Genomic DNA, 11,817 nt, shown 5'->3' with positions numbered 1-11,817 from the left:
GCCCGCTCAGCCCGACAGGCCCACCACCAGCCAGATGAACGCCGCGCCCGCGATCGTGCACAGCACCGTCGAGTGGGCGGGGTGGTCGTGGTGGGCCTCGGGGAGGATCTCGGCGGCGGCGAGGTAGAGCAGTACGCCGCCGAAGAGGCCGAGATAGCCGCCGAGCAGCTGTTCGGGGATGGTGAAGAAGAGGGTCGAGGCCGCGCCCGCGACCGGTGCCGCCGCGTCGGCGAACAGCATGGCCACGGCCTTGCGGCGGGCGTTTCCGTACAGGCTGGTGATCGTGTACGTGTTGAAGCCGTCGGCGAAGTCGTGGGCGATCACCGCGAGCGCGACCGCGAGGCCCATCCCGCCGCCCACCTGGAAGGCGGCGCCGATCGCGACGCCGTCCATCGCGCTGTGGCCGACCATGGCCGCGGCGGCCGTCAGGCCCACCTGGGGCGTCCGGCCGCCGTGCTCGCCGGTCCCCGCGGCGGCGCCGTGCGAGGCCTGCCGTACCGCGAGCAGACGTTCCACCAGATGGGCCAGCAGGAAACCGGCGACGAACAGCAGCAGCGCGGCCGGTACGCCGAACACCTCCCGGCCCGCCGCGTGCAGCGCCTCCGGCAGCAGGTCGAGGCCGACCACGCCCAGCATCAGGCCGCCGGCCAGGCCAAGGACGAGATGGCGGCGGTCGGTCACACGCAGTGCCGTCCAGCCGCCGGCCAGCGTCATCAGGAACGCGCCGAGCGCGACGAAGACCGCCATGTGCCCTTGCTATCCGATCAACCCGCCTCAGCGCACCTCCAGACCCACCCGCACACCCACTGACATTTTCGACATTCCGTACGAGAGGATCTCGCCCCATGGCTCCCACGGCCGACGTTTCGACCGACGCTCCCACCGGCAAGGTGACGTTCGTCGGTGCCGGCCCCGGCGCCGCCGATCTGCTGACCTTCCGCGCCGCCCGCGCCATCGCCGACGCCGATGTGGTGATCTGGGCGGCCAGCCTCGTACAGGAGGCTGTCCTCGAACATGCGCGCGAGGGGGCGGAGATCCTCGACTCGGCGACCATGTCGCTGGAGGACGTCGTCGCCGTGTACGAGCGTGCCGTGCGCGAGGGCCTGCGCGTGGCCCGGATCCACTCCGGCGATCCCGCGCTCTGGGGCGGCACCCAGGAGCAGGTCGACCGGTGTGCCGAGATCGGGATCGAGACCGAGATCGTGCCCGGCGTCTCCTCCTTCTCCGCGGTCGCCGCCCTCGCCCAGCGCGAGCTGACCATTCCCGAGGTCGCGCAGTCCGTGATCCTCACCCGGCTGGGCGGCGGCAAGACGCCGATGCCGCCGGGGGAAGAGGTGCGCGAGTTCGCGCGGCACGGGACCACCATGGCGATCTTCCTGTCCGCCGCCCGCAGCGGGCAGCTCGTCCGGGAGCTGCTGGAGGGCGGTTATCCGACGTCCACGGCGGTCGTCATCGCCTATCAGGCGACCTGGCCCGAGGAACTGGTCGTGCGGTGCACGATCGAGACGCTGGAGGAGACGGTCAAGGAGCACAAGCTGTGGAAGCACACCCTGTTCCTGATCGGCCCGGCCCTCGACGCCAGCGGCACCCGCTCGCACCTCTACCACCCCGGGCACTTCCACGGCTTCCGCAAGGCCGACCCGGCGGCCCGGCGGGCGCTGCGCGAGCGAGGGGCGAGTACGTGATCACCGTCATCGGTACGGGGACGGGGGCGCCGCTTCCGCCGGACGCCACGGCCGCCGTCGCCGGGGCCGCGCTGGTCGTGGGCGCCCGGCGGCACCTGGCCGCGGTGTCGGAGGCTGTGCCGGAGGGGGCCGACCGGATTGTCCTCGGGGCACTGGCTCCCGCGCTCGACACCGTCGAGGAGTACGTCGGGAAGGAACGGCCCGTCGTCGTGCTCGCCTCCGGTGATCCGGGGTTCTTCGGGATCGTGCGGGCGCTGGCCGAGCGGTTCGGGGCCGGGCGGCTCGATGTCAGGCCGGGGGTGTCCTCCGTCGCCGCCGCGTTCGCCCGGACCGGGCTGACCTGGGACGACGCGGTCGTGGTCAGCGCGCACGGGCGGGCTCTGCGGACGGCGGTCAACGTGTGCCGGGCGCGGCCCAAGGTGGCGGTGCTGACCGGGCCGGGCGCCGGGCCCGCCGAACTGGGCGCGGCGCTGGTCGGAGGTCCGGGGGCGCGCGTCCTGGTGGTCGCCTCGGCGCTGGGCGATCCGGACCTCGAACGCGTCGAGCGGGTCACTCCTGCCGAGGCGGCGGCACGGGACTGGGGCGACGCGGTGAGTGTGGTGCTGTGCCTGGACGAGGCACGGGCCGTCGCGTCCGTCCCTGTCACGGTCGCCGGGGCTGCCGCTGCCACCGGGCCCGCCCGATGGGCCCTGGACGAGCGGGAGTTCACCCACCGCGACTCGATGATCACCAAGTTCGAGGTACGGGCCCTGGCGCTGGCCCGGCTCGGACCGCGCCTGGGTGACCTGGTCTGGGACATCGGCGCGGGCTCCGGTTCCGTGGCCGTGGAGTGCGCGCGGCTCGGGGCGGCCGTGGTCGCCGTCGAGAAGACGCCGGACGGGGCGGATCGGGTGCGGGCGAACGCCGCAGCGCACGGCGTCGACGTGCGGGTGGTGGAGGGGAGCGCACCTGATGACCTGCCCGCGCTGTCCGCACCCGGACTCGAACTCGACGAACCCGACGCCGTGTTCATCGGCGGGGGCGGGCGCGAACTGCCGACGATCGTCGCAGCCTGTGCGGGGCGGGCCCGGCGGACGGTGGTGGTCGCGATGGCCGCCCTCGACCGGGTACCGGCCGTGCGTGCGGCGCTCGTCGGCGCCGGACTCGACTGCGACGGCGTCCTGTTGCAGTCGTCCCGGCTCGCACCGCTGCCGGGTGAGGTGACCCGCCTCGCGGCGACCAATCCCGTGTTTCTGCTGTGGGGCACCCGTCCCTCGGCACGTAGTGAAGGAGTTGCTCTGTGATCGGCCTGATTTCCGCGACGGCGGCGGGCGCGGCGGCGCGTGATCGCCTCGCCGCCGCCTGGCCCGACCGTACGCGTGTGTACGAGGGGCCGGTCGCCGACGCCGTCCGGCGCGCGTTCGGGGAGTGCGCGCAGCTCGTGTGCTTCCTGGCCACGGGGGCCGTCGTACGGCTGGTCGCCCCGCTGCTGTCCGACAAGGCGTCGGATCCCGGTGTGGTGTGCGTCGACGAGGGCGGACGGTTCGCCGTGTCGCTGGTCGGCGGGCACGGTGGCGGGGCCAATGAACTGGCCCGTGCGGTCGGGCGGTTGCTGGGCGCGGAGCCCGTGGTGACCACCGCGACGGACGCGGTGGGGGTGCCGGGGCTCGACACCCTCGGACTGCCCGTGGAGGGCGATGTCGCGGGAGTCTCGCGAGCCATGCTCGACGGTGAAACCGTCGCGCTGGAGCTGGAGTCGGGCTGGCCGCTGCCCGCGCTGCCGTCCAATGTGCTGCGTTCCGATGTGCTGCCGTCCGGTGAACTCCCGTCCGGTGTCGGGAGTGCGGTGCCCGGTGCCGGGCCGACGGTCCGTATCCGGGTGACCGACCGGCTGATCGACGGTGCCGGTGCGGGTGCGGTCGTGTTGCGTCCGCCGTCCCTCGTCGTCGGGGTCGGCGCCTCCAAGGGCGCTCCGGTCGACGAGGTGCTCGGGCTGGTCGAGGGGGCGTTGGCGGACGCGGGGCTCTCCGTGGCCTCGGTCGCCGCGCTGGCCACCGTCGACGCGAAGGCCGGCGAGCCGGGGATCGTCGGAGCCGCCGAACGGCTCGGGGTGCCCGTGGTGACGTACTCCGCCGACGAGTTGGCCGGGGTCGACGTGCCGAATCCCTCCGCCGCGCCGCTCGCCGCCGTGGGTACGCCGTCCGTGGCGGAGGCTGCCGCGCTGGTCGGCGGGGGTGAACTCCTCGTGCCCAAGCGGAAGTCGGAGCGGGCGGACGGGGCGCCGGCCATGGCGACCTGTGCCGTCGTACGGCGGCCGGGGCGTGGGCGGCTCGCGGTCGTGGGGCTCGGGCCCGGCGCGCGGGATCTGCTGACCCCGCGTGCCGAGGCGGAGCTGCGGCGGGCGTCCGTGCTGGTCGGGCTCGATCAGTACGTCGACCAGATCCGTGATCTGCTGCGGCCCGGTACCCGGATCCTGGAGTCCGGGCTCGGGGCCGAGGAGGAGCGGGCCCGGACGGCGGTGGCCGAGGCCCGGAAGGGGCAGGCGGTCGCGCTGATCGGCAGCGGGGACGCGGGCGTGTACGCGATGGCGTCGCCCGCGCTCGCCGAGGCGTCCGACGACATCGACGTGGTCGGGGTACCGGGTGTCACGGCCGCCCTCGCCGCCGGCGCGATTCTCGGCGCCCCGCTCGGCCACGACCATGTCTCCATCAGCCTCTCCGACCTGCACACACCGTGGCACGTCATCGAGCGGCGGGTGCTGGCGGCGGCCGAGGCGGACATCGTCGTCACGTTCTACAACCCGCGCAGCCGGGGCCGTGACTGGCAGCTTCCCAAGGCGCTCGCCGTCCTCGGCGCGCACCGGGAGCCGACGACGCCCGTCGGTGTCGTACGGAACGCGTCGCGGCCCGACGAGTCCAGCCGTGTCACGACCCTGGCCGGCCTCGACCCGGCGACGGTCGACATGATGACGGTCGTGACCGTCGGCAACACCGCGACCCGGAACATCGCGGGCCGGATGGTCACGCCTCGCGGATACCGCTGGCAGGAGGCGGCCCGATGAACACCACCGGTCAGGCGTCGCCGCCCGGCTGCCCGCTCAACACCCTTCCCCTTCATCCCACTTCACCGTCCGAGGAGACATCGTGACCACCCCTCCGCCCGCCCTGCTCATCGCCGGCCACGGCACCCGGGACGAGGCCGGGGCCGAGGCGTTCCGTGACTTCGTACGGGAGTTGGGACGCCGCAACCCCGAACTGCCCGTCGCGGGCGGCTTCATCGAGCTGTCGCCGCCGCCGCTGGGCGACGCCGTGACCGAGCTGGTGGAGCGGGGGGTACGCAGGTTCGCCGCCGTTCCGCTGATGCTGGTGTCCGCCGGACACGCCAAGGGGGACATCCCGGCGGCGCTGGCCCGGGAGAAGGAGCGGCACCCGGGGATCTCCTACACGTACGGGCGTCCGCTGGGCCCGCACCCGGCGCTGCTGGCGGTGCTGGAACGGCGGCTGGACGAGGCGCTGGGCGGTGGGGCGCGTACGCCCGCCGACCGGGCCGACGTGACCGTGCTGCTGGTCGGGCGCGGCTCCACCGACCCGGACGCCAACGCCGAGGTGCTCAAGGCGGCGCGGCTGCTGTGGGAGGGGCGCGGGTACGCCGGTGTGGAGACGGCGTTCGTGTCGCTGGCGGCGCCGGACGTGCCGTCGGGGCTCGACCGGTGCGTGAAGCTGGGTGCGCGGCGGATCGTCGTCCTGCCCTACTTCCTCTTCACCGGGATTCTGCCGGACCGGGTCCGGCAGCAGACGGAGGGCTGGGCCGCCGCGCACCCCGGGGTCGAGGTGCGGTCCGCCGACGTCATCGGTCCGGAGCCGGAACTGCTCGACCTGGTGATGGAGCGGTACCGGGAGGCCGTGCGGGGGGATCTGCGGATGAACTGCGACTCGTGCGTGTACCGGATCGCGCTGCCCGGCTTCGAGGACAAGGTCGGAATGCCCCAGCAGCCGCACTTCCATCCGGACGACGACAGCGACCACGATGGTCACCATCATGGACACCACTCCCACGGGCACTCGCACTCCCATGCGCACTGACAGAGACACCGACGGGCACGACCTCCGGCACCACGGGGACGCCGAGGTGCGCGACGACGGCGCCAGGCTGGTCGACCTCGCCGTGAACGTCAGAGCCGGCACACCCCCGGCCTGGCTGCGCGAGCACATCGCCGGGTCGCTCGGTGGTCTCGCCACGTATCCCGACGGGCGGGCCGCACGGGCGGCGGTGGCGGCCCGGCACGGGGTACCGGTGGAGCGGGTGCTGCTCACCGCCGGGGCCGCGGAGGCCTTCGTGCTGCTGGCGCGCGCCCTGAAGGTACGCCGACCGGTGGTCGTGCACCCGCAGTTCACGGAGCCGGAGGCGGCACTGCGGGATGCCGGGCACCGGGTGGACCGGGTGCTGCTGCGGGCGGCGGACAACTTCCGGCTGGACGCTTCGCTCGTGCCCGACGACGCCGACCTGGTGGTGGTCGGCAACCCGACGAACCCGACGTCGATCCTGCACCCGGCGGCTGCCGTCGCCCGACTTGCCCGTCCTGGGCGGACGTTGGTGGTCGACGAGGCGTTCATGGACGCGGTGCCGGGTGAGCGGGAGGCGCTCGCCGGGCGTACGGACGTGCCCGGCCTCGTGGTGCTGCGGAGCCTGACGAAGACGTGGGGGCTGGCCGGACTGCGGATCGGGTACGTGCTGGCGGCGCCGGAGACGATCGTGGAGCTGGAGCGGGCGCAGCCGTTGTGGCCGGTGTCCACGCCGGCGCTGGCCGCGGCGGAGGTGTGCGTGTCCGGGCGGGGCCTGGCGGAGGCGGAGGAGGCGGCCCGGCGTATCGCCGCCGACCGGGCTCATCTTGTCGCCGGGCTGGCCGAGTTCGGGTCCGACGGAGTGGAGGTGGTGACGCCGGCTGAGGGGCCGTTCGTGCTGGTGCGGGCGCCTCGGGCCGTTGCGGTGCGGGGGCATCTGCGCGGGCTGGGGTACGCGGTGCGGCGGGGCGACACGTTTCCCGGGCTCGGGGAGGAGTGGTTGCGGGTCGCCGTACGGGACCGGGTGACGGTGAACGGGTTCCTTCAGGCGTTCGACCGGGCGGTGACGCTGGCGGGACGGTGAGTTCCCTCGGGGCGCTGGCCCCGAACCTCCGCTCCTCGAAACGCCGGAGGGGCTGGACTGTCAGCCCGTCCGGCGCTTGAGGTCGAGGCCCCTTCAGGGCCGAAAGCGGGGGTCTGGGGGGCGCAGCCCCCAGGAACGGACGGGTCCGGCGCGTCAGTTCCTGGTGCGGCGGCGGGCCAGGGCGACCGCTCCGGCGCCCGCCGCGAGCAGCGCCACCGCCCCGCCCGCGAGATACGGCGTCATCGAGCTGCCGCCCGTCTCCGCGAGCCCCGCCTCCGCCGGTGCCCCCTGCGGCTTCACCTCAGGAGCCGGTTCCGTCGGCGTCGGGGCCGGCGGAGCCGCCTGTACGGCCGGTGCCTCACAGGTCGACCTCGCCAGTGTCACCGTGCCCTCGACCTCCGCCACGTTGAGGTCCAACGGGTTGACGGACACCTTGAGTTCGAGCGCGGTCGCAGCCGCCGTACGCGTCGTCGTCTCCGACTGCGACAGGTCGAGGCGCACCTCGCCGACTCCCGGCACCTTCACCTCGACGGGGCCGCTCGGCGTCAGCGTCACCTTCTTTCCGAGCGCCGTCACCGAACCCAGGAGGTTCGAGGAGGCGACCGGCTTCTCCCCGGCCACGCAGGTCGCCTTCGACGTGACCTGCTCCACCTCGATCAGCGCCAGGAGGGGGAGGCCGGGCACGTGGAGCTTGGCGTGTGCGAGTCTCGTCGACGCCTCCGCCTTCCCGTCCGACACCGCCGCCTTGGCCTCGGCGACCTCCGCACCGAGCACGGTGAACGGCCTTCCGCCGTCCACACCGTCCAACGTCGCGGTCAGGGCCGTCTGTTGGGCGGTCTGCGGAGCCTGCACCTCGTTCAGCGCGACCGCGAGCGGGACGTTCACGCCCTTGTTGAGGAGGGACACGTTCAGCCCGGTGCGGAGGACGACCGCGCTCGCGCGGCCCTGGTCCTCCGTGGCGTGGGCCAGGGCCGCGGGACCGGCGGCCACCAGGGCCGTGGCTGCCGCGACGGTGGCCAGACGGCGTGCGGGCATGCGGAAGTTGGTGGCGTTCACGGTTGGGGACCCCTCGGAAGAGACACGCTTGGGACCCGGTAAGAATTACGTACAGGGAGTCAACGGTCAGCAATCCGACGGGACTTCACTCCTACGTGGGGTTTCCGCGCAGATCTTCGAATCCCACGGCACGGATGTTCCCCGCAGTCACCCGGGTCACCCCACGACCCGACCGTTCAGCACCACCCGCAACGGCGCCCCCAACACCCGTACGTCCGCCCGCGGATCGCTCTCGTACACCACCAGGTCCGCCGCCGCCCCCTCCGCGAGGCCGGGCCGCCCGAGCCACTCCCGCGCACCCCATGTCGTCGCCGACAGCGCCTCGACCGCCGGGATGCCGGCCCTGGTCAGCTCGGCCACCTCCGCCGCGACCAGCCCGTGCGGCAACGTGCCCCCCGCGTCCGTGCCGACGTACACCGCGATCCCGGCGTCGTACGCGGAACGCACCGTGTCGTAGCGGCGTTCGTGCAGGCGGCGCATGTGGGCCGACCAGGTCGGGAACTTGGCGTCGCCGGCTGCCGCCAGGTTCGGGAACGTCGCGATGTTCACCAGGGTCGGGACGATCGCGACGCCTCGTGCGGCGAACAGGGGGATCGTGTCCTCGGTCAGGCCCGTCGCGTGCTCGACGCAGTCGATGCCGGCCTCGACCAGGTCCCGCAGGGAGTCCTCCGCGAAGCAGTGGGCCGTGACGCGCGCGCCCAGCCGGTGGGCCTCCGTGATCGCCGCCTCCACCGCCTCGCGCGGCCAGCAGGCGGAGAGGTCGCCGGTGCCACGGTCCAGCCAGTCCCCCACCAGCTTCACCCAGCCGTCGCCGCGCCGGGCCTCCCTGGCGACGTACGCCACCAGGTCGTCCGGCTCGATCTCGTGCGCGAAACCGCGGATGTAGCGGCGGGTGCGGGCGATGTGCCGGCCCGCCCTGATGATCTTCGGGAGGTCCTCGCGGGCGTCGGTCCAGCGGGTGTCGGACGGTGAGCCCGCGTCCCGGACCAAGAGGGTCCCGGCGTCCCGGTCGGTCAGCGCCTGCTTCTCCGCCGTGTCCTCGGGCACCGGACCCTGCGGCCCCAGGCCCACATGGCAGTGCGCGTCGACCAGGCCGGGCAGCGCCCAGCCCTCCACCGTGCGGACGTCACGGGCACCGGGCGGCCGGTCGTACGTGATCCGGCCGCCGACCACCCACAGCTCGTCCCGGATCTCCTCCGGGCCGACCAGCACCCGCCCCTTCACCCGCAGCACCGTCTGATCGCTCATGGACGGCACCTTAGTTCGGCCCCGCCGGCTTCTCCCCCGCCCCCTCCGCCTCCTGTGCCGTTTCCTCCTCCACGTCCGCCATCGCCGGGTCCAGCAGCCGGGAGAGGAAGTGGCGGGTGCGCTCGTGGGCCGGGTCGGTGATCACCCGGGCCGGGGTGCCCTCCTCGACGATCACTCCGCCGTCCATGAAGACGACCCGGTCGGCGACCTCGCGGGCGAACGTCATCTCGTGCGTGACGACCATCATCGTCATGCCCTCGTTCGCCAGCCTGCGCATCACCGCCAGTACGTCCCCCACCAGTTCGGGGTCGAGTGCCGACGTCGGCTCGTCGAAGAGCATGACCTCCGGGCCCATCGCCAACGCCCTCGCGATGGCGACCCGTTGCTGCTGGCCGCCGGACAGGGACGACGGGTACGCGTCCGCCTTCTCCGAGAGGCCCACCCGCTCCAGGTTCTCCGCGGCCACCCGCGCGGCCTCGGCCTTGTCCCGCTTCAGCACCCGGCGCTGCGGCAGCGTCAGGTTCTCCGTCACCGTCAGATGCGGGAAGAGGTTGAACTGCTGGAAGACCATGCCGATCCGGCGGCGGACCTCGTCGATGTCGACGTCGGGGTGCGTGACCTCCGTACCACCGACGAAGACCTGGCCCTTCGTAGGCTCCTCCAGCAGGTTCACACAGCGCAGCAGGGTCGACTTGCCGGACCCGGACGGGCCGATCACGCACACGACCTCGCCCTGCCCGATCTCCAGGTCGATGCCGCGCAGCACCTCGTTGTCGCCGAACGACTTGTACAGGCCCCGGACCTCGATCTCCGGCACACTCATGTCCGGCCCACTCATGTCCTCGGTACCCTCGGTCACCTCGTCGCCTCCCCCGCCTTCGTCTCCAGCCTTCGTACGACGAAGCCCAGCGGCACCGTCACCAGCAGATAGCACAGGCCCGCCACCAGGATCGGCGTGGAGTTGGCGGTCTGGCTGGCCAGGTCACGGCCGTACTTGGCCAGTTCGCGTTCCTCCAGGGTGACGCCGAGGAACAGCACCAGCGAGGAGTCCTTGAACAGGAGCACCAACTCGTTGGTGAGCGGCGGGATCACGATGCGGAACGCCTGCGGGATGATGATCGAGACCATGGCCCGCGCGTGCGAGAAGCCCAGTGAACGGGCCGCCTCCATCTGCCCCTTGGGCACCGCCTGGATGCCCGCGCGGATCGTCTCCGCCATGTACGCCGCCGACACCAGGCCGAGTGCCAGCGCCACCTTGCCGTACGTCCCGCCGGGAATCTCCGTGCCGGGGAAGGCGAGTGGCACCGCCACACCCACGAAGATGAAGATCAGCAGGGCCGGCAGGCCGCGGAAGATCTCGATGTAGATGCCCGCGACCCAGCGGTAGGGGCCCACCGGCGACAGCCGCATCAGGGCGACCGCCATCCCCAGCACCAGGCCGAAGACGAAGCCCGACAGGGTGTAGAGGACGGTGTTCTTGAGGGCCAGCGTGATGATCTCCGGGAACATCTGCTCGGCCAGGTCCGCCTGCGCGAACTGGTTCTTCAGACGGGCCCAGTCGGCCGACACCGCGAGGGCGACGACGGCCGCGACGAACAGCGCGTACTGCGCGCCACGGGACAGCGCCCGCTTCTGGGTGCGGCTCAGCCCCTGCCTACGGGGCTGCACCTGCTTCGCGTGGGCGTCGGTCATGACGCGGACGGAGCTGCCGCGGACTCGTCGTACGGGCCGATCCACTGCTCGTACAGCTTCTTGTAGGTGCCGTCGGCCTTCGCGTCGGTGATCGCCCTGTTGAGGGCGGCGAGCAGTTTGGTGTTGCCCTTCTTCACCGTGAAGCCGTACTGCTCACCGGTGTTGAGGTTGTCCACCACCTTGAAGGCGTCGGCGTTGGCCGAGTCCTTGAGCCAGCCCTGGACGACCGGGTAGTCGATGATCACGGCCTCGACCTGGCCGGTGCGCAGACCGTTGAGGACGGCGTCGGAGGACTCGAAGGAGACCGGGTCGAGGCCCTTGCCCTTGGCGTAGTCCTCGCCGGTCGTCTGAGCCTGGGCGCCGACCTTCTTGTCCTTGAGGTCCGCGAAGGAGGTGATGCCGCTCTTCTTGTCGACGAGGACGGCCTGCGTCGCCGCGAAGTAGGGCTCGGAGAAGTCCACGTTCTTCTTGCGTTCGTCGGTGATGGTCATGCCGGCCGCGCCGAGGTCGCACTGGTCCGCGTTGAGGAAGGCGCCCGTCTTGAAGTTCTCGAAGGGCGTGTCGAGGATCTCCTGCTTCACGCCGAGGTTCTTGGCGGCGAGGTCGACGAGCGACACGTCGAAGCCCTGCACCTTGCCGTCGATCTCCGACTGGAAGGGCGGGTAGGGAAGGTGCGTGCAGACGGTGAGCTGCCCGCCCTTGACGAGTTCGACCCCGCCGGCGGCGGTCTTCGCGGCGCCACCGCCGTCGTCGTCCGAGGAGCAGCCGGCCACGAGCAGGAGCCCGGCCGTCGCGGTGGTGGCGGCCAGGATGCGGGACCGTCGTGCGAGGACCGTGTTCACGGGGACCTCCTGTGGGGGGACTGTGGGGGACTAGAGGGACTGCGGCTTCTGATCATAAGGAGACGTTTGACTATCTCAAACTATTCCCATGGTTACGGCGCCATTCAGCCTGCGGTTTTCAGGCCGCGCGGCCTCCGATCCCGTCGGCCCGAGGGCCCGGAGGCTCTCCG

The 11,817-nt window shown here is 72.5% G+C and carries 11 protein-coding genes; 5 read left to right on the top strand and 6 right to left on the bottom strand.

What is annotated here, in order from left to right; translation table 11 throughout:
* Window positions 1-6: 6 nt before the first annotated feature.
* On the bottom strand, window positions 7-747 hold the full coding sequence (locus OG595_RS33695; RefSeq protein WP_329278672.1) for a ZIP family metal transporter: 741 nt from the start codon (window positions 745-747) through the stop codon (window positions 7-9).
* A 98-nt stretch (window positions 748-845) separates the two neighbouring features.
* Here OG595_RS33695 and cobM point away from each other — a divergent pair, with 98 nt between their 5' ends.
* The 5 genes from cobM to cobC all read left to right on the top strand — a co-directional run bounded on the left by cobM (window position 846) and on the right by cobC (window position 6,809).
* Complete coding sequence (cobM, locus tag OG595_RS33690) at window positions 846-1,685, top strand: precorrin-4 C(11)-methyltransferase (protein ID WP_329278671.1); 840 nt, start codon at window positions 846-848, stop codon at window positions 1,683-1,685.
* Entirely contained in the window at window positions 1,682-2,968 is a 1,287-nt protein-coding gene (cbiE, locus tag OG595_RS33685; RefSeq protein ID WP_329278670.1) for a precorrin-6y C5,15-methyltransferase (decarboxylating) subunit CbiE, read from the top strand. Before cobM ends, cbiE begins: the two co-directional genes overlap by 4 nt.
* Entirely contained in the window at window positions 2,965-4,725 is a 1,761-nt protein-coding gene (gene cobJ, locus OG595_RS33680; protein WP_329278669.1) for a precorrin-3B C(17)-methyltransferase, read from the top strand. Before cbiE ends, cobJ begins: the two co-directional genes overlap by 4 nt.
* 82 nt (window positions 4,726-4,807) lie before the next feature.
* Window positions 4,808-5,746, top strand: a complete 939-nt coding sequence (locus OG595_RS33675; protein WP_329278667.1) for a sirohydrochlorin chelatase — start codon at window positions 4,808-4,810, stop codon at window positions 5,744-5,746.
* On the top strand, window positions 5,736-6,809 hold the full coding sequence (gene cobC / locus OG595_RS33670) for an Rv2231c family pyridoxal phosphate-dependent protein CobC (protein ID WP_329278664.1): 1,074 nt from the start codon (window positions 5,736-5,738) through the stop codon (window positions 6,807-6,809). Before OG595_RS33675 ends, cobC begins: the two co-directional genes overlap by 11 nt.
* A 153-nt stretch (window positions 6,810-6,962) precedes the next feature.
* On the opposite strand, the gene OG595_RS33665 is transcribed toward cobC, so the two are convergent.
* The 5 genes from OG595_RS33665 to OG595_RS33645 form a co-directional block, all read right to left on the bottom strand.
* Window positions 6,963-7,865 carry an SCO1860 family LAETG-anchored protein gene (locus tag OG595_RS33665; RefSeq protein WP_329278661.1) on the bottom strand — a complete coding sequence of 301 codons (903 nt, stop codon included), beginning with the start codon at window positions 7,863-7,865 and terminating at the stop codon, window positions 6,963-6,965.
* A gap of 156 nt (window positions 7,866-8,021) precedes the next feature.
* Window positions 8,022-9,113, bottom strand: a complete 1,092-nt coding sequence (locus tag OG595_RS33660) for an amidohydrolase family protein (RefSeq protein ID WP_329278658.1) — start codon at window positions 9,111-9,113, stop codon at window positions 8,022-8,024.
* A gap of 10 nt (window positions 9,114-9,123) precedes the next feature.
* The gene (locus OG595_RS33655) at window positions 9,124-9,936 is read right to left on the bottom strand and encodes an amino acid ABC transporter ATP-binding protein (RefSeq protein ID WP_329283425.1); all 813 of its coding nucleotides are present in this window, start codon (window positions 9,934-9,936) and stop codon (window positions 9,124-9,126) included.
* 32 nt (window positions 9,937-9,968) lie between these two features.
* A complete protein-coding gene (locus tag OG595_RS33650) occupies window positions 9,969-10,805 on the bottom strand; it encodes an amino acid ABC transporter permease (RefSeq protein ID WP_329278655.1) in 837 nt (278 codons plus the stop codon).
* Window positions 10,802-11,647, bottom strand: a complete 846-nt coding sequence (locus OG595_RS33645; RefSeq protein ID WP_329278652.1) for a transporter substrate-binding domain-containing protein — start codon at window positions 11,645-11,647, stop codon at window positions 10,802-10,804. The genes OG595_RS33650 and OG595_RS33645 overlap by 4 nt, the downstream gene beginning before the upstream one ends.
* Window positions 11,648-11,817: the final 170 nt, after the last annotated feature.

Origin of the sequence: Streptomyces sp. NBC_01451, assembly GCF_036227485.1 — a bacterium.
Taxonomy (GTDB): Bacteria; Actinomycetota; Actinomycetes; order Streptomycetales; family Streptomycetaceae; genus Streptomyces.
The sequence above is the reverse complement of the archived record's forward strand: the minus strand, read 5'-3'. Positions and strand labels throughout refer to the sequence as shown.

What these genes read in the sequence shown, in the direction of transcription:
- OG595_RS33695 (WP_329278672.1), bottom strand. Translation starts at nt 747, where the DNA reads ATGGCGGTCTTCGTCGCGCTCGGCGCGTTCCTGATGACGCTGGCCGGC.
- OG595_RS33650 (WP_329278655.1), bottom strand. Translation starts at nt 10,805, where the DNA reads ATGACCGACGCCCACGCGAAGCAGGTGCAGCCCCGTAGGCAGGGGCTG.
- cobC (WP_329278664.1), top strand. Translation starts at nt 5,736, where the DNA reads ATGCGCACTGACAGAGACACCGACGGGCACGACCTCCGGCACCACGGG.
- OG595_RS33655 (WP_329283425.1), bottom strand. Translation starts at nt 9,936, where the DNA reads ATGAGTGTGCCGGAGATCGAGGTCCGGGGCCTGTACAAGTCGTTCGGC.
- cobM (WP_329278671.1), top strand. Translation starts at nt 846, where the DNA reads ATGGCTCCCACGGCCGACGTTTCGACCGACGCTCCCACCGGCAAGGTG.
- OG595_RS33660 (WP_329278658.1), bottom strand. Translation starts at nt 9,113, where the DNA reads ATGAGCGATCAGACGGTGCTGCGGGTGAAGGGGCGGGTGCTGGTCGGC.